This window comes from Parabacteroides distasonis (assembly GCF_004793765.1).
Lineage (GTDB): Bacteria > Bacteroidota > Bacteroidia > Bacteroidales > Tannerellaceae > Parabacteroides > Parabacteroides distasonis_A.
In genome coordinates this window covers 22057-42770 of the sequence record NZ_SRYM01000004.1, presented here as the reverse complement: position 1 = coordinate 42770, position 20714 = coordinate 22057, and the positions used below count along the sequence as shown (strand labels likewise).

Here is a 20714-nt window from a genome sequence, read left to right as displayed (position 1 = left end):
GTGTATCACCTTTCCGGATAAAATTCCTTGGGAGGGAATGCGGTGGCTATCAGTCTTCGCATCTCCCAACAATCCGTCAGTAATCCTGCCGACTTAGCCTGTATCAAGCAATTTCCAATGGCTGTCGCCTCAGACGGGCCTGCCAATACGGGAATACCGATAGCGTTAGCTGTCAACTGATTCAGCAGATCGTTCCGAGAGCCCCCACCTATCACATGCAATCGTTCGATCGGATGTGGCGACATCGATTTGAGTATTTCCAACACCTCTTTATAACGATTCGCCAAGCTATAAAATATACAATGTATATAATCGGCGTCCGAAGCGGGAACAGCTTGCCCGGTTTCCTCACAATAGGCCGTAATCTCACGTAGCATACTCTCAGGATTGGCGAAACGAGGATCATCCGGATTGATCAAGGAGGGAAACTCGCTTAACTCCGCCATCCGAACCATATCATCGTACGAATAATCCAATCCGAACCGCTTCCATTGCTCCCGGCAACGTTCTAAGATCCACATACCTGTAATATTCTTCAAAAAGCGGGTCGTACCCTCGATGCCCCCCTCATTCGTAAAATTATTCTTGAAAGAGACCTCGTTGATGATCGGCTTCTCCACCTCGATACCCATCAAGCTCCAAGTACCGCTACTCAAGTAAGCGAAATTAGGAGAAGAAGCCGGGACAGCCGCTACCGCCGACGCCGTATCGTGACCGGCTACGGCGATTACCGGGATTTCCCCGATTCCTGTCTTACGGGCGATCGACTCGCTCAACCGCCCGATCAACGTTCCCGGCATTACGACCGGGCACATCAAGGTAGGAGATACACCCACGGCCTCCAAGAGCTTGTAATCGAATTTATGGGTTTCCGGATTCAATAATTGAGACGTGGAAGCAATCGTATATTCACATACCATACGCTCCGTCAACATATAAGCCAAAAGGTCCGGTATGAATAATATCCTTTCTGCCACTTCCTGTGGGATAAACGAATCTTGCCCCGCCCTGAAAAGCTGGAACAAGCTATTAAAAGGCATCACTTGAATACCTGTCCGCTTATAGACCTCTTCCTTGGGAATCCGTTTGAAAAAGTCCTCGGGAGCGCCGTTCGTATAAGGATCTCGGTAAGCACGAGGTAAACCCAATAAAGAGCCATCCAAAGCCACATACCCAAAATCCACTCCCCATGTATCTATTCCAATTGAGTGTAACCGGATTCTTTGCCGGGCGCATATCGTCAAGCTTTCTATAAGAGAAGTATAGAGATGATAGATATCCCAATAAAACCGTCCGTGTAATTCCACCATCGGATTCGGGAACCGATGAATCTCTTTCATTTCAAATTTGGTATCCTTTAAGGTTCCAAGCACGGCCCGTCCACTGGTAGCCCCTATATCAAAGGCTAGAAAATTATATTCCTTCATGGCTTAACAAAGTTATTTGTTTGACGAAAGCAAAAGTAGAAGCATTATTGCTATATTTGCTTACGAAAATGATTTTAAACCTTTCAAATCTGACATGAACGAACTGCGGAATGATTTACTACGTTACTTGACTATCAGTGCCACGGATGAGGAATGGGGAGTCGTTGTTACGACGGTCGGATACCAATTCATCCCGCCGGGTTGCGCCTATCCACTTTCCCGGCATCCGGAGAAGTATAATTTCAAGCCTCAGACCGGGCGCATCCTAAATGAGTACCAATTGGTATATATAACGAAAGGTAGCGGCTACTTTTCCTCCCAGTCTTGTAAATCGCAAAAGATAAACGCAGGGACGATGATCCTCCTTTTCCCCGGGGAATGGCATAGTTATTATCCAGACCGGGAAACGGGATGGGATGAGTATTGGGTAGGTTTCCGGGGCATTCATATCGATAAACGTGTGGAGAAGAAATTCTTTACCAAGGAAGAGCCGCTACACCGGATCGGGCTGAGCGCTACGATCGTCGGACTTTATGAGGATATACTGAAGTTCGCCTCGGAGGAGAAATCCGGTTACCAACAGATGATCTCCAGTATCGTGCTTCATATATTAGGCTCCGTATATTATAAGGAAAAGAACAACTCCTTCACGAACACCTATGTCGTAGATAAAATCAACGAGGCACGTATATTAATGAAGGAGAACATCGAGGACCCCTTAAGTCCGGAAGAGATCGCTGCTCGCCTTGGTTTAGGTTATTCATGGTTTCGCCGGATGTTCAAGGAATACACCGGCGTCTCCCCCGCCCAATATCAATTACAACAGAAGCTCCTTCGTGCGAAAGAGCTTCTGACCAGCACCCCTTTGACGATCTCCGAGATCGCCTATAGCCTGCATTTCGAGAATGCCGGCCAATTCTCCACATTTTTCAAGAAGAAAGAAGGGGTTACACCCTCGGAGTTCCGGGATCGGACGCATTGAGCTGGAGTGAACCACTCAATAAGGTTTATAAGGCGTACGCATGACATTCCATGTTTTTGGTAGCCAAACTCTATAACGTTCCGCCTGATTCCACGTATTACCAGCTGAGGCGAAATCGCACAGATGAATCGGGCGAGCCTTGCCGTTTCCTTCCAAATCCGTTCCTAAAACCATAGGAACGGTGAAAGCCATCCAAGCGAAATCGGGGGCTTGCACCGGAGTTAATTCCACATAACCATCCTTGCTGACGATCACCGAAGCCTCATCCACATCTCCATCCTTAAAGCGGCTATCTCTAGCCAGCACCAAAGGGCCCCTTACGATCGCTTGAGCCTCGTTCAGCTCTACCAAGCGAGCCCGCATATCCAACTCCACCGTAATTTCATCCCCTTTCTCCCAAGTCCTATGAATCGGCAGGTATGCTCCAGCCAACAGATCCGTTAAAGGCTCACCATTGACAGACACCACAGTTCGCTCACTCCACGCCGGGATGCGCAAGGCGATCGTAAAATCACTCGTCTTCTCCGGTTCCACCACAATCCGGACTTGCCCGTCTATCGGATAGTCCGTCTCCTGCGTCATCGACACCCTCGTCTTTTTATCCAACTCTACCTCCACGCTCGAAGCCGCATATAGGTTGACATCAATACGTCTGCCATTTACCTGATAAGCGAACTGCGGAATCATCGCGAAAGCACGAGGTCCATTCGCATTGCAACAATTGATATGCATACCGCATTGTTCCTCTCCTTCATGCCGCCAGCCCTCCAACGGACTATATTTCGCTATTTGTGAGGCATCTGCTTTCAGCGAGGCTAGTAAAGCGTTATACATAGCCTTCTCGATCTGGTCCGCATATAAGGAATTTCCGGTTAGTCCGAGCATCCTGTCACAAATCTGCATCCACGTGAATGTCACGCAAGTCTCCATCGTATGATAGGTAGGATAAGTCTGTAACGCCTTGCCTCCATACCAGCACTCGAACGCACTACCAGAACCGGCCACATTGATTTCCTCATTGATAATATGATTCATCGTTTTCTCCACCACAGATAAATATAATGGATTCTTAGTGACCTTGTAAAGTTCCAACAAGCCCTCATAACAAGACATCATCTCATATGCTTTTTGTCCATTCTCCGGAGAGAACCAAACCTTTGGATGTGGGAAACGTCCGGCGACAGGAATATCCGCAATCGCCTTACTAATCAATCGAGGGCCTTCCGGAGTCTCCCATTGCTTTACGATGTATTTGGCAAAATCCAGATATTTATCTTGCCGGGTACGATTATACAGATACATCACCGGCTCAAGTACCGAAGAGCTAGGCATTCCTATATAATTACCGGTCGTCACGATATTCACTTTTCCAGGCCCTACCTGCGTCATCAAATGGTCGATTACCCGGCAGGCAGCATCCAAAGCGTTTCGATCCCCAGATAAGTCATAATAAGCGATCAAACCTAAAGCCGTGTATTTTCGCCCCCATATATCCCACTGGTTCAACTGTGCTTCCTCGGAATAGTTACCGATATATCCATTTGGCAATTGGGTTTCCATCAACAATTCCGCTCCATTCTTAATAATCTTGTACAACTCAGGATCTTTATCATAACGGTATGAGGCGATCGCCCCTTGTATCCATTTTCCCCAAAATTCCGATTGCCAGCGCGAGGTCTCTTCCTTATGCCGGAAAGGTTCCACCAAGTGATCCACATCTTGAGCTTTCACTCGATACTCGATACAAGCGTCGATCCGTTGCCCCAAATAACCAGATATCCTCAAGCGACGTACAGGATCAGTGTTTCTTACTTGCGCATTCATACAACAAGCACAAAAACAAAAGAATAGGCACGACATGCCTTTTGTTAATACGGATATACTCATAAACACAATTTTTTAAGGTTAATAATGTGATAAAGATAGTACAATCCACTTGTTCGGAACTTTCAGAATTGACAGAATAAATATGAATATTGACACACAAATCACATCTTAAAATAAGATATCTATTATTTTTCCCTTGATATATTTTGTGTGAATCCCAGTAAATACATATTTTTACTTCAAAAAAAATTTAAGTTATGAGGGTCATTTATCTTTTACTATCTTTTATGCTTTGTTTCTACCCTGTCACACAGGCGCAAAGCACGACGAATCAATTTATGACACAGGCACAAAGCAGCCTGGAAAAAAAAGATTACACCAAAGCTCGTTATCTTTTTTTACAAGCTTACAAAAGCTTATCCCGAAAAGGTGATTATCAACAAGCGATCAATGCCGGTACGCAAGCGGTTTATCTATACTATCGCGAGAATTATTATCAAGAGGCTTTCGACCTTTGCCGCCAGATGAACCAATTTATCTTAACCGAAGAACAGAAGTTACAGAAACCGCTTTATGAGCAACATTTCCAAATAACGAAAGAACGGCTGGAAATGTACATTAAACTAAAGAACACCGCCCAAGCGCAAGTTCAACTCAGCACATTAGATAATCTGGCCAGCCAAGCGGGCGATGAGAAGTTATCGAACAATTTATTATATACCCAAGCGGGTTATTATTATACGTTCGGGCAAAACGAACAGGGAGATGCCGCTTTCCAAAAACTGATCAACCAGTATAAGGAGAAGAAAGAGTACGAGAAGGTGAGCGACTGCTACCGGAATCTGATCTCTATAGCTCGCAAGGCAAACAATGCTTCGCTGATGGAACGTACCTATGAGAAATACATCGTATGGACAGACTCCGTAAAGGCTCTTACAGCGGAGGATCAATTGGGAGCGTTACAGCAAAAGTACGATCAAAGCTTACAGACGATACAGGAGAAAGACGATAAACTGTCTGTTAAGCAATATATGATTGTCGGACTTATCACATTCGTGGTGATCCTTATAGCCGCCTTGCTTTTCTTAGGATTCCTTTTGCTGCGCTTTATCGTGCTGAATAAGAAATTAAAGAAAATCATTCAGACGACAAATGAACATAGCGAGCAGCAGGCCCAATTCATCCAAAACATATCGGTTCAGATGGAGCCTACCTTGAACAAGCTTAACACATCCGCTAAGGAATTGCAGGTGGTAGCTCCGAAGCAAGCCGAGGATGTATTGACACGGATAGAGGCTTTAAAGCAGTTCACGGTTCATATCCAAGAGCTTTCCTCCTTGGAGAATACGTTGATGGAACCGTATGAGGTTAGTTCTTTTAATGTAGGAAACTTCAGCAAGAAAATCGTGGAAAAGGTTAAAGGGGATGTTAAACCGGAGGTCAATCTCGTAATGGACGTACCCCAATTGGAGATTAAGACGAATGCTGAGCATCTGGAACAAATCTTATTGCATTTGTTGAAAAATGCCGCATTATATACTTCCAGCGGTAATATTCGTCTGGAATTTAAACGGAAGGGTGCTCATGTTTGCCAATTCATCATTACGGATAACGGCACAGGCATACCAGATGATCTAAAAGAGGACTTATTCAAACCTTTTAACGAGGCGAAGGATTTAGCGCAAGGCGATGGATTGGGACTACCGATCTGCGCATTAATGGCAAGCAAACTAAACGGAACCCTATCTATCGATAAGGAATACAAGAAAGGATGCCGATTCGTCTTGGTATTGCAGATATAAAATAGACTCACCTTGTTTGCCTTTTTACCGCGATGCGGATGCAGTGTTACTGCATCCGCATCGCGGTATCACTGCAACCCGGGTTGCAGTAGCTTATTCCGGCGAAAGCGCCATCCAGATCACTGCCGATAGCCACATGGTTCGCGTCAACGTCAAGAATCATACCCAAGCGATCCATGGTACGCAACAACTCTTTCCCCATGATTCACGGTGATGAACGAGTCGGCGAGCTCACCGTCTTTCCAAAGAGCTAAATGCGGAACACACACTCTGTCAAGGCGTACGCCGCATCCGCACCTTGGCAACGTACCGATAGCTCCGCAGAGATCTCAACGGCAGAATCTCATCCACCAGCGCCTCCGCTCTCTCCAGGAGAATTCCGGTACGATTCATTCCCACGTTCAGATCGATAAGAACATCCAAGGTGATATTCCCGGCCTCGCAAAGAGCCGAGATCGCACGGGCATTCTCCGCTTGGTCTATTTCCTGACTTTTTCCGTTACCAGTTGATTCGTGGCGACAGAGATTCCTTGGAGTTCTACATACTCAACGCTTAAAGGATTTTTGGAGCTGGCTTTAACGTAGAGAGACTGAAGAATCGCCTGTTGGTTGTTGATCGTTATGTAGCATACATAGCGGGAATCACATTTGGTAATCGTCAACTGGCGGGAGGGATAAGCGGTTAATGAGCATACACAAGCGTTATCACTTGCCGAGATCAGTTTATACCCGTAAGCCATTTTCCGCTGGATATAACTCAAGCCATTGGTTTCCCCCGGATGCTTTTCTCGATTGACCCAATAAACATTCAAGGGATCATGCGTATCCAGCTTACCGTCCCTCAAATTCACATCGTAACAAACCAAGTTCTTATTTACACTTCGCGCTATATGAAAAAGCCTCCCGACCGTTGGATAAGTACCTTCCTCTGGGTCCGCCGCAAACGAGGCGACGAAAGGGAAAAGCATAATAACAATACTAAGCAGCCATCTCTTTCTCATTGCTCAATCATTCTCTTGTTATACAATCATATTTAAGATCATTACCCCGATCAATCCTACGACCGACACGATCGTATCCATGATAGACCACGAACAGATCGTATCCTTTATGTTCAGGTTAAAATATTCCTTAAACATCCAGAGCCCGGAATCGTTGAGATGCGAGAACATCAAGCTACCCGACCCCAAAGATAAAGCCATCAAGTTCGGGTTCGCCCCCGTTTGCGTAACTAAAGGCATCACCACACTTGCCGCCGTCAACGCTGCCACCGTAGCCGATCCTACGCACAAACGAATCACGGCAGAGATCAGCCAACCCAAGATCAACGGATGAACGGGCAATTGCTCCAGACTCGTCGCCAGCTCATCGCTTACCCCGCTGTCCTCCTTCTGCTCGAACAATGTGACCGGACCGGATTTTATATGTTTCAACCTGACGTCGAAGACAAAGGATGAGCTGTATTTGTTCGGATCTTTCAGAACGGTCTGAAATAAACGTTCCGGATTCCTATTTAACTCGCCCTCGAGGTTTGACATATATGTCAAAAGTAGCGTAAAAAATTACATAGCAAATAAAACCTAAGTTTTCTTGCTATGTAATTCTTCTTTTTTCCTTCGAGAGGAAGGAGGATTCTCTTCGAATCCGTCATCTGTTTCTATCGGAAGTAATTATTGGATCGTGTGAGCCTCAACTCCTTCAACCGTAATCTCCACGGGATTGATCAATCCCTCCTCACTGAACGTCATCTTCTCGATACAAGTCTCCCGGTGGTCACGTGTCTTAACCCCGGCTGGACGGCGATGGTACACAATGTAGTAATCTTCCGAATTCGGCACATGCATGATTGAGTGGTGCCCCGCTCCGTTAGCGATATCGAAATTTTGCCGCAAGACCTCCCCGATACGATCGAACGGGCCAAAAGGAGAATCGGATATGGCGTAAGCTACCTTGTAATCCGGTCCAGTCCAGCCGCCCTCACTCCACATGAAGTAATATTTACCATTCTTCTTAAACATAAACGGGCCTTCCACATAATCCTTGGGAGTTACCTCTTTATAAATCGTTCCGTCCTCAAACGGTATAAGTCCGGTAAAATCTTTATTCAAGCGTACCATATTGCAATGCTTCCAACCACCGTAATACATATAATACTCATCATTATCAGCGTCGTGGAAAACAAACTGGTCGATCGGCTGCGCCCCGTTCACGATCTCGTTGATCAGCGGCTTACCCAGCAAATCTTTATAAGGCCCTTCCGGACGATCGCTCACGGCAACACCGATGCCTCCGATCTCTCCCTCATGCACGTCATTCGCACCGAAGAAAAGATAATACTTACCGTCCTTGTTGATTACCGAAGGAGCCCACATAGCGATCTTAGCCCATTTCACCTCTGCCGTATCCAAGATAGCGGTATGCTTGGTCCAATTCACCAAATCCTTGGAAGAGAAGCAATCGAAGAAGGTTTGCTTCTCATATAAATCACTCGTAGTCGGGTAAATCCAATAGGTATCCCCATAAATAATTCCCTCCGGATCGGCATACCAACCCTCGAATACAGGATTACCACTCTTCGCAACCTCTTCATTTGGAGCCTGTTTAGGGCCTCCGCAAGACATCAAGGCACTGGCCATCAATACTGTGTAAAACAAGCTTTTCTTTCCGTTTATCATCAATAGTAAATTATTATTAGTAAATCAAATCATATCTTTTAATTATTCGAGGTCTCCATGTTCTTCGCCAGACCACCTTCCGAGGTCTCCTTATAAAGACTAGGCAAATCATTACCTGTCTGGCGCATCACCTCAACCACCTGATCAAAACTGACCCGGTGTTTTCCGTCGGAGAAGTTCGAGAACGTATTCGCGTCAAGCGCACGGGCGGCGGCAAAAGCGTTCCGCTCGATACAAGGGATTTGTACCAAACCACAAACAGGATCGCAAGTCAATCCCAAGTGATGCTCCAATCCCATCTCGGCAGCATACTCGATCTGGGCAGGCGTACCACCAAACAATTGGCTGGCAGCACCCGCAGCCATAGCGCAAGCCACCCCAACCTCACCTTGGCAACCTACCTCAGCCCCCGATACGGAGGCATTCGTACGCACCACATTTCCAAACAAGCCCGCTGTAGCCAACGCACGCAATATACGGGAATCCCGGAACTCACGCGTCTCTTTCAAGTGATAAAGGACCGCAGGCATTACACCGCAAGAACCACAAGTCGGAGCGGTCACGATCTTTCCACCACATGCGTTCTCCTCAGACACCGCCAAGGCATAGGCATACACCATTCCCCGGCTCTTGATACTGCTACCATAACCTTTCGCACGGATCATATAATCAGAAGCCTTACGACGAATCCCCAAGCCTCCCGGCAAGATACCTTCCGCTTCCAGGCCACGACGAACCGCATCCTGCATCACATCCCATACCTCTGCCAGATAATCCCAGATAGAAGGGCCTTCGTGCTGCTCGACATATTCCCAATAGGAATGCCCAGTCTTCTCACACCAAGCCTGTATCTCCTTGATCGTATGCATATCGTACACTTGTTCCGTCCTCAACTCATTGAAAGACTCGTTAGCCAAGGTTCCCCCGCCGATACTATATACGGTCCACGTATCCAGCTCCTCGCCACTCTCATTATACGACTCGAACAACATCCCATTCGGATGGAACGGCAAGAAGATCTTGGGTTCCCAAGTAATATTTGTCTTCGCAACCGGCTGTAATACCTCAAGAATAGCGGCATCCGTCATATGGCCTTTTCCTGTAGCAGCTAGGCTACCATATAAGGTTACGTTAAAATGAACAGCACCTCGGTTACGTTCCAAGAACATTTGTGCCGCACGCATCGGTCCCATGGTATGACTGCTTGAAGGGCCATGTCCCATCCGGTATATTTGTTTGATTGATTCCATCTTTCTTCGATCTAAGTTTTCTTGTTTCTATACTTTAAGGAAAATATTATGTTTATAAAACGCATACAAAAGTACATAAATTACCGATACATTACACATGGCAATGAACACTAGATAATAATTTCCTAAATATTGCTGGACCCCGAAAAACAAGGATTCGCCGATACACCTGAAACTTACCACGTTAGTAAGCATATAAGCCAGTATTGAATTCATGCCATACACTTTCAGCCAAGTCGTATACTTTCGATGCCCTTTATAGTCGATCCAATAATAGAACAGCCCCATAAGCAAGAGACAGTACCCACTGCTCACCAACACCATCGAACTGGTCCACAATTTCTTAATAACGGGAAGCTCGATACCCCAAAGCCATCCGGCAATAACCATACCCAAACCTATTCCGAATAACATCCGTAACTTGAACTGCTCGGAATATAATTTGTTCTTTAGGATATATCCGGCGAACAACCCGGTCAACACGGTTACCCCGAAATTCAAGCTGCTTAGTATCCATGTATAACGATACCAAGTAGCGAATATCACCTCCCCGTTCTCCACCGTCGCCCCATCCCGAAAACGTCCCAATACGGTACGGTCGATCCATTCGGCCAAATTACTATCCGGGGCGTACGAACCTCCCCCATAGTTACCGACCGTAATAAACTCCATCGCTCCCCAAAAGATTAATAAAAGAACTGCCGCTATACCGATCTGTACCCGTATCCTTACATGCAAGAATAACAAAGAAGCGATCAAATACCCCATAGCGATCGCATGGGCCAGCGGATGCAACACCATCTCCAACACCACCAAACAAAAAAGGTTGAAGCCACGAAGTACGTCCAATGACTCCAACCGATTTAATTTCTTCTTCTCCATCCGTTTTATTATACTTTCAAGAAAATACGTTGACGATATAAAAAATACAAGAATCCCCAACAAACGGCGATATATGCGATAGCGCTAACCAAAGGCTGGGCGGTTTCGGGCATCAACTTCGCCAACCCTCCGAATATAGCCTCGGAAGTATAGGAGAAACGGATGAAACGCTGCGCCAAATAGATCGTAATAGAATTCATGCCGATCACGGTAAAAAACAAGGTCCATTTACGCCACCCCAATACATCTATAATATAGAAGAACAAAGCAAACATCCAAACGGAATAAGCACCTACTACACAGACAAAAGAGCTTGTCCATAGCTTCTTATTGATCGGGAATACCAAGCTCCATAACAAACCAACGATCAACAGCACAGTTCCCGCTCCTACCAAACAAAGTACTTTCTTCCGGTCGGTCAGCCCCTCTTTCCTCAGCTTGATCCATTCACCGGTGAACATACCCAGCATCGCTGTGGCAATTGCGGGGACGGTGGAGAATAAACCCTCCGGATCAAAAATAGTCTCGTGCAAACGTCCGGGAAGAAACAGGCGGTCAATATATCCCACCAAGTTACCTTCGAACGTGAACGGTCCCGCTCCTCCAGTATCCGGCACAGGCACAAAAGCCATAGCCAACCAATAGCCAACCAAGATAAAAGCCGTTATCCCCGCACGCACTTTCCAACCGAAACGGACAAACAACAAGGCCGCTAACATCCATCCCAACCCGATACGCGCCAGCACGCTCGCACAACGCAGGTGGTCAAAATCAAACGACAGTAGCCCGTTATATACCAATCCCAAGAAAACCAGGGTAATTCCTCGACGAACGATCTTCTTATAAATCGCCCCTTCCGTCATACCTTTTCCTCGTTGCTTCTCTAGTGAGAACGGAAACGAGATACCCGCAATAAAAAGAAACAATGGGAAGATCGTGTCATGATGCGCCAACCCGTTCCATTCCACATGTTCCATCTGCCCGGCTATCACCTGAAATAAAGGATTCGGAAACAATGTCGCCAAAGCGACAAATAAAGAAGCACCGCCCATAATAAAGAGCATGTCAAAACCCCTAAGAGCATCCAATGATTGCAACCGCTGAGGTTGTTGTTTTTGTTTTTCCATAAATCTGCTTATATTTAAAGTCAACACAAATATAATGAAACTTGCTCATATACGGATAGGATTTGACATAAAAGATGCTCTTGGTCTTTCTCCTCGCATTCAGCCTCCAATTTTTCGGCGTATACCTCTTTCCTCATCGAATATAGATGAATAAAAAGGAGTTATAAAGTTCAGAAAGCCATAGCGAACCTTTTCATTGGGAAATTCGAATTTATAAAGTTTAAAACGGGGAACATACAGATGACCGCAACACGGTACTATATCAGTGATGAGGACTTTCCCAAAGCCGCTTACTTCAACATGTTAGGGTGCGGCCACTGGTCCATCGAGAACCAGCCGCACCGGAACCTTGACGTTACGTTCAAAGAGGACGCCTGCCGGGCCAGAAAGAACGATGAAAGAAGAATTATGTTTAACTATAAACAACTCTAAAAGAATTCAATACCATAGCATCAATGTAGACAATAACAGAAAAGGATACCACTAAGTGTATCCTTTTCAACGATTCAAATATAGTTATTTTCCATTGGATTTTATATTTCACCTGATATGGTTGTCTATTCATGTTTATCAGATACGCTTTAGAATAACCATATCATACCTTTGGAATCTGTCTAAGTACAACCGCCATGATATTTACAGCTTTAGCGGAGCGAGTATCTAAGGAGTATGAGAGAGAGCCGAAAGTAGTCCCTCACTTCACGATAAACCATGGATTATGCAAATCTTCCTTGTTATAGCGAAGCGGAGTCTTACCATCGATATGATATATGTCGCAACCGGCAGACTTGGCAATGGCGTGGCCGGCAGCGGTATCCCACTCCATCGTCGGGGCGAAACGGGGATAGATATCGGCCGAACCTTCCGCAACCAGACAAATCTTCAGGCTGCTACCGCTACTGATCAACGTAACGGGCTTTCCCTGCTTGCGGAGATTATCAATGAAAGCGGTGGTCTCCTCCGTTTGGTGAGACCGAGACGCTACTACCACAACTCCCTGATGCGCCAGTGCCATGGGTAAATGTATCGCTCCCTGTTTCATCTCGTTCATCGAGGGCTGGCTACTGCTATCGATTCCCATAAACTTATAAGCCCCCACGGAGGAGGAGGCGAAATACAACTCCTTCCGGACAGGCACATAGATGACACCCAGCACAGGAACACCCTTCTCCACCAAGGCTATATTCACGGTAAACTCACCGTTTTTCTTGATAAACTCCTTGGTACCGTCCAGCGGGTCCACGATCCACAACGTCTCCCATTTGGAGCGCTCCTTGAACGGGATCTCCTTCCCTTCCTCGCTTAAGACCGGAAACGGGGTAACGGACAAAGCGTCTGTTATCAATCGATGGGCCGCCTTATCGGCCTTTGTCAACGGTGAGTTGTCTGCTTTTCTCTCTATCCCGAAGTTTGAGTCGGGATCGTTATAAATATCCATGATCGACTTGCCTGCGTCTACCGCGGCACGGATCGCTATGTAAAGATAATTGGCGTAGCTCATCATCACTTCTCGTTTTATTATTTTGTTAATAAGCAAATATATGGAAAAAAAACAAATTAACGCCCTGTTGCCTGTAAATATTCCGTACGTTTGATCAAATAAGCCATATAATCGCCCGTATACTGATCACGGCTTTGCTGAAGGAGCGATTAGATGTCTAAAAGATCGCTTCAGCGTTACCGTACCCGCCTTATAATAGTCCGTATTAAGGCAGACATTCTCCCCGGCCGGGGAATGGATCGACAATTACGGTGTCTTGGGGACGAAGGCACTATTATCCTCCGATCAACGCAGTTATTCCACAAGAGGCGAATTGATCGATACACCTTTGCAGGACTGCTTCGGAAGGGGTGAATAGCGGAAGGTACCCGGGGTTGTAGAGGGTTCCTCGCTTATCGTGCTTGCCTTTTCCGATGTCGTGATACGGGAGAAGATTGACGACTTTCCGTTTCCACGGTAAGGAGGCTAGGAAGGTGGCAGAGCGGGATATATTCTCCTCGTCCGCATTGACGCCCTCGATCAACGGAATGCGGATTAGAAAGTCCATCCCGGCTTCGGCAATCATCCGGAGGTTGGAGAAGATACGCTCGTTCGGGACACCCGTGAAACGACGATGGCTACCAGAATCCATATGTTTTAAATCCACCAGAAAAAGATCCGTGCGCTCCATTACTCTCCAGACGGTATCCGGCGAGGCGAATAAGGTCGTATCCACCGCACGATGGATTCCCAACTCTCCGCAACGATCCAGCAGGGCAACCAAATCCGAGGGATGCGACAACGGCTCTCCCCCACAGAAGGTAACGCCTCCCTCGGAACGATCCATAAAGACCGTTTCTTTCTCGATCTCACACATGACCTCATCCAGAGAATACTCACGGCCGGACATCTCCATCGCCAAGGTAGGACAAACCTCCGCGCATCTACCGCATGTGCGGCACAGAGCTCCATCCGTGACGATGCCCGCCTGCGTCAAGGTCAACGCCCCGACGGGGCAGGCATTCACGCAGGACCCGCAACCTATGCACTTCTTTCTCGTATACAGCTTCTCCGCCCGGAGCGATATGCCTTCTGGGTTATGACACCATACGCAGGCAAGCGGGCATCCTTTCATGAAGATCGTGATACGGATGCCCGGCCCGTCGTTTATGGCGTATCGTTTGATATCGAATAACAGCATGGCCTAGAAAGTCTCTTGCTCCGTACGTGCGATCACGTCCGCTTGCAAATCGGCGTTCATATCGTTGAAATAGTCGCTATAGCCCGCTACACGGACCAGCAGATCCCGGTAGTCCTCCGGACACTTCTGGGCGGCGTAAAGCGTTTCCGTATCCACGATATTGAATTGGATATGATGGCCACCCAAGGCGAAGTAGCTACGGATCAAGGAGGCCAGCTTCGAGATATCCTCCTCCCGCCGGAGCAGGCTGGGCAGGAAGCGTTGGTTCAGCAGCGTGCCGCCGCTCTTCACCTGATCCAGCTTGCCGAGGGACTTGACAACGGCGGACGGCCCGTGGGTATCGGCTCCGTGTGAGGGCGAGGTACCATCGGAGATCGCACGCCCGGCCAAGCGGCCGTTCGGGGTGGCTCCCATCACCTTGCCGAAGTAGACATGGCAAGTGGTGGATAACATATTCAAATGGAAACACTCCCCTTTCGTATTCGGCTTGCCCTCGATCGCATCATATAAATCGTCGAAGACACGGACGGCGATCTGGTCGGCGTACGGATCATCGTTGCCAAAGAAAGGCGTACGGTTCAGGATCATTTGGCGCATCGGCTCATGTCCCTCGAAATTATCCGCCATCGCGTCCAACAAGGCTTCCATCGTGAAGGTCTTATCCTCGAAGACGTGTTTCCGTAAAGAGGAAAGGCTATCGGTTATCGTGCCTAATCCGGTACACTGGATATAAGTGGTGTTGTAACGAGGCCCGCAATCGTAATAATCCTTACCCTTCGCGATACAATCATCGATAAACAGGGAGAGGAACGTGGCGGGGGCGTACTTGGCGAACATGCGGTCGATATAGTTGCTGACCCGCACCTTCATGTCCACGAAATAATGGATCTGGCGCATGAACGCCGCGTAAAGCTCCTCATACGTCCGGAAACCACGGGGATCGCCGGTCTCCAGACCAACCTTGCGACCGCTTACCGGATCTACGCCGTTATGCAGCGTCACCTCCAATATCTTCGGCACGTTCAGATAACCGGTCAACACGTACGCCTCCTTCCCGAAAGCGCCCACCTCGATGCAACCGCTGCAACCTCCCTCGCGGGCATCACGCAGCGACTTGCCTTGCCGCATCAACTCCTGCACGTACACATCCGGGTTGAATACCGACGGGTAGCCATGGCCTTGGCGGATCACCTTGCACCCGGCACGAAGGAAACGCTCCGGCGTACGGGCACTGACGTGGATGGCGCTGCCGGGCTGGAGGATATGCAGCTCCTCGATCGTCTCCAACATGATATAGGAGACCTCGCTTACGCCATCGCTACCGTCCGCCCGGATGCCGCCGATGTTCAGGTTCGTGAAATCGTTATAGGTTCCGCTCTCCTTCGCCGTGATACCTACTTTCGGCGGGGCGGTATGATTGTTTACCTTGATGAAGAAGCAAGACATCAACTCTTTCGCCTCGTCACGGGTCAAGGTTCCGGCGGCGATTTCTTTCTCGTAGAAAGGCGCCAGATGCTGGTCGAAATGACCGGGGTTCATGGCATCCCAACCATTCAGCTCCGTGATCGTACCGAGGTGGACAAACCAGTACATCTGGATCGCTTCCCAATAGGTACGGGGAGCGTGGGCGGGAACCCGGCGGCATACCTCGGCGATCTTCCTCAGCTCGGCGGCACGGCGGGGATCTTTCTCGGTGAGAGACATCTCGTCGGCCAAGTCCGCATGTCGCCCGGCCAGCAGGATAGCGGCGTCGCAGGAGATAGACATGGCCGTCAGCTCCTCCTGCTTATCCGTGGCCTCGGGGTCGTTCATGAAATCCAAGGCGCTTAGTTCCCCCTCGATACGTTTCTTCAAGTCCAGCAGGCCATATTGGTAGACCTTGCCGTCCAAAGCGGTATGCCCGGGCGCGCGTTGCTCCATGAACTCGGTGAACATACCCACCTCGTACGCCTCTTTCCATTCCTTGGGGACGTGACTAAAGATGCGTTCCCGCTGGGTACGGCCTTTCCAGTACGGGATCACCTCCCGCTCGTAGGTATCGATATCTTCTTGACTGATGGTGTAACGTTGCAGCTCCCGGGTATTCAATATATGCAAGTCCTCCACGCTATGGCAGGTAAGTTCCGGGAAGGTAGGCACGGCCTTGGGGCGGGGCCCCCGCTCGCCGACGATCAACTCGTCCTCGCCGATATAGATCGTCTTCCGCTTGCAGATCTCAAGGAAGTTCAAGGCACGCAGGATAGGGATCGGATACTTCCCGTAATTCTCCTGATAGAAACGGGTCTCGATCAAGGCACGCTCGATGGATAGGGAAGGCTGGGCCTCGAAGGTCTGCCGGCGCAAGCGTTTGATACGGTCGTTCATCCCGAAATTGTTCGCTTCCACGGAAGGAACGGTATCGTGTACGCGTCGCAGCGTACGGTTGGTTGTATTCATAGACTTACTTTTAAAGGATAACGTAATGTAATATATATGTATAGCGAAACGTCTCCCCGGGAATGGGGAAATACTATCTGTTAGAGGTAAAACATCAGACAGTTGAAAAGCATCCGATAGCCTTTGTGCAACATAACGCTTGTTTATTTTTGAAGTATAATGGCAAAAATAAGAAATTTATTAGCAGATTATAGCTAAATCAAGAAAAATTAAACTACATTTGGCATGGCAATGATAAAAAACAGCTGTTGGGAACTCCCGACAAGAGGAAAACAGCAAAAAACAGCTGCCGGGAACTCTCGACAGGAGAAAAACAACAAAAAAAACGTTGTCGGGAACTCCCGACAGCAAGAAGGACAACAAAAAACGGCTGTTGGGAACTCTTGACAAGGAAAAAACAAACAAAAAACAGCTGTCGGGAACTCTTGACAACGTACTTTAAATCTAAAAACGACTAGACATGAGTGAAATCAAGTACATCGATCAAAGTCGCCTTCGCCAAGAAGAAGACTTCGGCTTTCATAAAATAGCTATAGCAGAGATGGGTAAATGCACGGACGAGAAACTCGCTCCCGTGTACCAAGTCTACAAAACCGCCTACGAGACGTTCGACAAAGCGTTGAAACAAAGCGGCGGCGAGCATGTCCTCAGCCAGCCCATCATAACCCAAGACACCGTCTGCGATAAGCTTTACCGGGGATTGAACAGCCAGGTATCCGCCATGGAAGGCTTCTTCGACCCCGCCATCGCCGAGGTGGCACGGCAGGCCCGTATCATCCTCAAGAAATACGGCAATCCCACCGCCCTGCCCTACTTGGAGGAGGCCGGCGTGTTGCATAACCTGATACAAGAGCTGGAGGAATTCGACGGCGTATCGGACTCGGAGTCGCCCGACGAGATATCTGCGGACGAGATCACCACGAACCGCCTCGCCGCCATCCATATCGACGGCTGGGTAAGCCGGCTGAAGACCGAAACGGCTCGTTTCCTGGAGTTGTTCGCCGAGCGTAACACGCAAAACGCCACGAAAGTGACCGGCGCTACCAAGGCCGCCCGCCTAGCCACCGACAACGCATATCGGGCCGCCGTGAAACGCCTCAACGCCCTCGCCGAAGTGAACGGCGACACCGATTACATCGACGTGATCAACGCCCTCAACACCCTCATCGACCGCCAGAGTGCGATCATCAAGGCACGTGCCACGAAGAGCGCCAACAAGCGGAAGGAAGAGGAGACGAACGGGCAACCGGAGGCGTAACCACTTACAAGATATTTTTTTTCACAAGCATATTATTTGTAATAAAGGGGGGGAGGCTGTCGCGAGACACCCTCCCCCTCATCTTTGTCATTCCCCCTATCCTCCCATCTAGGAGATATTGATCTGGAAGTTATCGCCAGGCGGCTCTCCCCGCCGCTTACGCTCGCGGTTCGCACACTTGAGGCAAATCTCATGATACACGTTCTCGAAACGGAGGAAATCATGCCGGACAGCCACGGAATCGATCGGCACGGCTTTCATGATCCGCAAGTCTACATCCAAGATATTCCGTCGCATCTCTTGCCAGTCGATGTCGCCCATCGCGAAAGTCAAGAAAGCTTCCAAGGCAATCCGCAGACGGGTGGCATGAGTTACATCCACGTGAAGATTATGATGCAGATACCGATTGAAGCCATCGTGGATCGGCCGCATCGTATCGCTCAACTGACTGTTGCGCATTCGCTCCAGCTCCGTGTAATGCTCCAGAAGCTCGTTCGCATCCTCGTCCTCATTACGGATGAACCTCTCGGGAGCGACCTTGATACCCGTGTGCCGCTCCAACACATCGGCAAAACGCTCCGCTTCCTCGTAGGTGAATTTCCGGGCCTTCATCGACTGCTTGAGCATATGGATCGAGACGAAATGCTCGTAACCCTGCATCAACATGTGCATCAATAACGCCCGGCGACAAATCTCACGCTCCATGAGGGCGAGAACCAGTTTGGGGTCTATATTTTCCTTTTCCATAATCACTATCAATTATACCGAATTAACGCCGCCAAAAGTCATCCATCTCCTCCAGCGTCTTCTCCTTCGTCTCGGGGACGAAACGCCAGATGAACAACGCCGCCAATATACCCATCACGCCATAGATCCAATAGGCCATACCGTGATTGAACATATCAGTCAGGTACTGGTTCTTATCCAGCATCGGGAAAGTCCATGATACCAAAAAGTTGGCGATCCATTGTGCCGCCACGGCGATACTCATCACCGTGGATCGGATAGAGTTCGGAAAGATCTCCGCCAGCAACACCCAGCAGACCGGCCCCCACGACATGGCGAACCCCGCCGTATAAACCAGCATGCAAACCAACGATCCCATACCCACCGAATGGGTGTAGAAAGTAGTTCCCAAGATCAACATGGACACCGCCATGATGAGCGCCCCGATAATCATCAACGGACGGCGTCCGAACTTATCCACCGTGAAAATAGCCAATACAGTAAACGACAGGTTCACCGCCCCTACCACGATCTGTTGCAAAAGGGCGGCGTCCGTAGCCGCTCCCATCGTCTTGAAGATCTCCGGGGCATAGTAAAGCACCACGTTGATCCCCACGAATTGCTGGAAACCGGAGAGCAACACGCCCACCAAGATGATCAGCACGCCAAACGACCGGATCGGGAACAGCAAGGCGATACAGAAGCTAGCCAACAAGGCGATCTCCAATGCGCTCGTATTACCTGCCCACGACAACAACCCGTAACCAATCAAGAACAACGCCAACCAAGTCCCCATAAACTGAAAGTAAGGCTTCATCGATGGAGCTTTCTCCTTGAAACTATTCCGTATGTCCTCCAATTCACGGCCGGCGTCCGCCTGATCCATCAAATGCCTCAAGACCACCAACGCCTTCTCCGTATGCCCACGCATCACGAGGTAACGAGGCGTCTCGGGCACGAACACCAAGAACGAGAGGAACAATACCGCCGGAATAATCTCAGAAGCGAACATCCAACGCCAACCAATCGTATGCAGCCAAGCGGCATCTCCCTGAAGAGCGATCGTATAATTCACGAAATAGACCACCAGCATACCAAAGATAATGGCAAACTGGTTCCATGCCACCAGATTCCCCCGGCGATCGAAGGGAGCCACCTCGGCGATATACATCGGCGATACCATGGAGGCTAGTCCCACACCGATACCTCCCAAGATACGATAAGCCACGAATGCATACATAAACGTATGATCCCCACTTCCGGGCATACCGATAAATAACTCCGGCCAAGCCGAACCGATAGCGGAAAGCAAGAAAAGGATAGCGGCCAAGATCAACGTCGGCTTCCTGCCGTAACGCTGGCTGATCCACCCGGCAAACGAGGCACCTAGGATACATCCGATCAATGCGCTACTTACCACGAAGCCCTCCAAAGCGTTCGCCTGATCCAACGGAAATCCTTGCGGCTCGATGAAGAACTTACGCAAAGACTCTACCGTACCGGAGATTACCGCCGTGTCATACCCGAACAGCAGGCCTCCCAAGGTAGCAACCAAGGTTAGAGCGAAAATATAAGTGTTGTTATTTTTCATGGAATAGATTTATAAGTGAAAAACCGAGAATTGAGAGCTGAAAACTAGGG

Annotated in this window: 19 protein-coding genes and 1 pseudogene; 4 read left to right on the top strand and 16 right to left on the bottom strand. The window is 48.6% G+C overall.

Translation table 11 applies throughout. From position 1 onward, the window contains the following. Positions 1-5: 5 nt before the first annotated feature. Positions 6-1427 (bottom strand): rhamnulokinase, encoded by a 1422-nt coding sequence (locus E5342_RS02235; RefSeq protein ID WP_135958728.1) that lies wholly within the window; start codon positions 1425-1427, stop codon positions 6-8. A 94-nt stretch (positions 1428-1521) separates the two neighbouring features. On the opposite strand from E5342_RS02235, the gene E5342_RS02230 reads away from it, so the two are divergent. Continuing rightward, positions 1522-2409 carry an AraC family transcriptional regulator gene (locus E5342_RS02230; protein ID WP_121735679.1) on the top strand — a complete coding sequence of 296 codons (888 nt, stop codon included), beginning with the start codon at positions 1522-1524 and terminating at the stop codon, positions 2407-2409. Positions 2410-2424: 15 nt separating this feature from the next. Here the strand turns inward: E5342_RS02230 and E5342_RS02225 are convergent, their stop codons facing one another. Continuing rightward, the gene (locus tag E5342_RS02225; protein ID WP_135958727.1) at positions 2425-4296 is read right to left on the bottom strand and encodes a glycoside hydrolase family 127 protein; all 1872 of its coding nucleotides are present in this window, start codon (positions 4294-4296) and stop codon (positions 2425-2427) included. 197 nt (positions 4297-4493) lie between these two features. On the opposite strand from E5342_RS02225, the gene E5342_RS02220 reads away from it, so the two are divergent. After that, the gene (locus tag E5342_RS02220; protein WP_135958726.1) at positions 4494-6038 is read left to right on the top strand and encodes a sensor histidine kinase; all 1545 of its coding nucleotides are present in this window, start codon (positions 4494-4496) and stop codon (positions 6036-6038) included. Between the two features lie 46 nt (positions 6039-6084). Here the strand turns inward: E5342_RS02220 and E5342_RS19265 are convergent, their stop codons facing one another. The 8 genes from E5342_RS19265 to E5342_RS02185 all read right to left on the bottom strand — a co-directional run bounded on the left by E5342_RS19265 (position 6085) and on the right by E5342_RS02185 (position 11972). Beyond that, the gene (locus tag E5342_RS19265; RefSeq protein WP_160217460.1) at positions 6085-6240 is read right to left on the bottom strand and encodes a hypothetical protein; all 156 of its coding nucleotides are present in this window, start codon (positions 6238-6240) and stop codon (positions 6085-6087) included. A gap of 71 nt (positions 6241-6311) precedes the next feature. Next, on the bottom strand, positions 6312-6461 hold the full coding sequence (locus E5342_RS02215) for a hypothetical protein (RefSeq protein WP_432707212.1): 150 nt from the start codon (positions 6459-6461) through the stop codon (positions 6312-6314). A 56-nt stretch (positions 6462-6517) separates the two neighbouring features. Then, on the bottom strand, positions 6518-7039 hold the full coding sequence (locus tag E5342_RS02210; RefSeq protein ID WP_121735653.1) for a DUF4833 domain-containing protein: 522 nt from the start codon (positions 7037-7039) through the stop codon (positions 6518-6520). 18 nt (positions 7040-7057) lie between these two features. Next, on the bottom strand, positions 7058-7576 hold the full coding sequence (locus E5342_RS02205; protein WP_236651421.1) for a hypothetical protein: 519 nt from the start codon (positions 7574-7576) through the stop codon (positions 7058-7060). A gap of 132 nt (positions 7577-7708) precedes the next feature. Further along, positions 7709-8713: a glycoside hydrolase family 43 protein gene (locus E5342_RS02200; protein ID WP_135958725.1), complete on the bottom strand. Its 1005-nt coding sequence runs from the start codon at positions 8711-8713 to the stop codon at positions 7709-7711. A 38-nt stretch (positions 8714-8751) separates the two neighbouring features. Then, positions 8752-9963 (bottom strand): L-serine ammonia-lyase, encoded by a 1212-nt coding sequence (locus E5342_RS02195; protein ID WP_121735651.1) that lies wholly within the window; start codon positions 9961-9963, stop codon positions 8752-8754. 27 nt (positions 9964-9990) lie between these two features. Beyond that, a complete protein-coding gene (locus E5342_RS02190; protein WP_135958724.1) occupies positions 9991-10845 on the bottom strand; it encodes an acyltransferase family protein in 855 nt (284 codons plus the stop codon). A gap of 8 nt (positions 10846-10853) precedes the next feature. Continuing rightward, positions 10854-11972: an acyltransferase family protein gene (locus tag E5342_RS02185; RefSeq protein WP_135958723.1), complete on the bottom strand. Its 1119-nt coding sequence runs from the start codon at positions 11970-11972 to the stop codon at positions 10854-10856. A gap of 240 nt (positions 11973-12212) precedes the next feature. Between E5342_RS02185 and E5342_RS02180 the strand changes: the two genes are divergently transcribed. Then, complete coding sequence (locus tag E5342_RS02180) at positions 12213-12404, top strand: transposase (RefSeq protein WP_183128539.1); 192 nt, start codon at positions 12213-12215, stop codon at positions 12402-12404. 262 nt (positions 12405-12666) lie between these two features. Here E5342_RS02180 and cysQ read toward each other — a convergent pair whose 3' ends face one another. The 4 genes and pseudogenes from cysQ to hypD form a co-directional block, all read right to left on the bottom strand. Next, entirely contained in the window at positions 12667-13476 is an 810-nt protein-coding gene (gene cysQ, locus E5342_RS02175; protein ID WP_121735649.1) for a 3'(2'),5'-bisphosphate nucleotidase CysQ, read from the bottom strand. A gap of 53 nt (positions 13477-13529) precedes the next feature. After that, positions 13530-13701: pseudogene (locus tag E5342_RS20090) on the bottom strand (TolC family protein); the annotation flags it as partial. Between the two features lie 46 nt (positions 13702-13747). Continuing rightward, complete coding sequence (locus E5342_RS02165) at positions 13748-14653, bottom strand: glycyl-radical enzyme activating protein (protein WP_135958722.1); 906 nt, start codon at positions 14651-14653, stop codon at positions 13748-13750. Between the two features lie 3 nt (positions 14654-14656). Beyond that, positions 14657-17017: a trans-4-hydroxy-L-proline dehydratase gene (gene hypD, locus E5342_RS02160; protein ID WP_432707213.1), complete on the bottom strand. Its 2361-nt coding sequence runs from the start codon at positions 17015-17017 to the stop codon at positions 14657-14659. Between the two features lie 532 nt (positions 17018-17549). On the opposite strand from hypD, the gene E5342_RS02155 reads away from it, so the two are divergent. Beyond that, the gene (locus tag E5342_RS02155) at positions 17550-18347 is read left to right on the top strand and encodes a DUF6261 family protein (protein ID WP_121735646.1); all 798 of its coding nucleotides are present in this window, start codon (positions 17550-17552) and stop codon (positions 18345-18347) included. Positions 18348-18455: 108 nt separating this feature from the next. Here the strand turns inward: E5342_RS02155 and E5342_RS02150 are convergent, their stop codons facing one another. Together E5342_RS02150 and xylE are read right to left on the bottom strand one after the other, a co-directional pair. Further along, entirely contained in the window at positions 18456-19094 is a 639-nt protein-coding gene (locus E5342_RS02150) for a hypothetical protein (protein WP_135958720.1), read from the bottom strand. Between the two features lie 22 nt (positions 19095-19116). Next, positions 19117-20664, bottom strand: coding sequence for a D-xylose transporter XylE (gene xylE / locus E5342_RS02145; RefSeq protein ID WP_121735643.1), 1548 nt, complete (start codon positions 20662-20664; stop codon positions 19117-19119). Positions 20665-20714 lie beyond the last annotated feature (50 nt).

Bases quoted from the DNA above. Each gene is read 5' to 3' on its own strand.
- E5342_RS02220 (WP_135958726.1), top strand. From the start codon at position 4,494: ATGAGGGTCATTTATCTTTTACTATCTTTTATGCTTTGTTTCTACCCT.
- E5342_RS02155 (WP_121735646.1), top strand. From the start codon at position 17,550: ATGAGTGAAATCAAGTACATCGATCAAAGTCGCCTTCGCCAAGAAGAA.
- E5342_RS19265 (WP_160217460.1), bottom strand. From the start codon at position 6,240: ATGGGGAAAGAGTTGTTGCGTACCATGGATCGCTTGGGTATGATTCTT.
- hypD (WP_432707213.1), bottom strand. From the start codon at position 17,017: ATGAACGACCGTATCAAACGCTTGCGCCGGCAGACCTTCGAGGCCCAG.
- xylE (WP_121735643.1), bottom strand. From the start codon at position 20,664: ATGAAAAATAACAACACTTATATTTTCGCTCTAACCTTGGTTGCTACC.
- E5342_RS02190 (WP_135958724.1), bottom strand. From the start codon at position 10,845: ATGGAGAAGAAGAAATTAAATCGGTTGGAGTCATTGGACGTACTTCGT.
- E5342_RS02150 (WP_135958720.1), bottom strand. From the start codon at position 19,094: ATGGAAAAGGAAAATATAGACCCCAAACTGGTTCTCGCCCTCATGGAG.
- E5342_RS02235 (WP_135958728.1), bottom strand. From the start codon at position 1,427: ATGAAGGAATATAATTTTCTAGCCTTTGATATAGGGGCTACCAGTGGA.
- E5342_RS02210 (WP_121735653.1), bottom strand. From the start codon at position 7,039: ATGAGAAAGAGATGGCTGCTTAGTATTGTTATTATGCTTTTCCCTTTC.
- E5342_RS02195 (WP_121735651.1), bottom strand. From the start codon at position 9,963: ATGGAATCAATCAAACAAATATACCGGATGGGACATGGCCCTTCAAGC.
- E5342_RS02230 (WP_121735679.1), top strand. From the start codon at position 1,522: ATGAACGAACTGCGGAATGATTTACTACGTTACTTGACTATCAGTGCC.
- E5342_RS02205 (WP_236651421.1), bottom strand. From the start codon at position 7,576: ATGTCAAACCTCGAGGGCGAGTTAAATAGGAATCCGGAACGTTTATTT.
- E5342_RS02225 (WP_135958727.1), bottom strand. From the start codon at position 4,296: ATGAGTATATCCGTATTAACAAAAGGCATGTCGTGCCTATTCTTTTGT.
- E5342_RS02180 (WP_183128539.1), top strand. From the start codon at position 12,213: ATGACCGCAACACGGTACTATATCAGTGATGAGGACTTTCCCAAAGCC.
- cysQ (WP_121735649.1), bottom strand. From the start codon at position 13,476: ATGATGAGCTACGCCAATTATCTTTACATAGCGATCCGTGCCGCGGTA.
- E5342_RS02200 (WP_135958725.1), bottom strand. From the start codon at position 8,713: ATGATAAACGGAAAGAAAAGCTTGTTTTACACAGTATTGATGGCCAGT.
- E5342_RS02165 (WP_135958722.1), bottom strand. From the start codon at position 14,653: ATGCTGTTATTCGATATCAAACGATACGCCATAAACGACGGGCCGGGC.
- E5342_RS02185 (WP_135958723.1), bottom strand. From the start codon at position 11,972: ATGGAAAAACAAAAACAACAACCTCAGCGGTTGCAATCATTGGATGCT.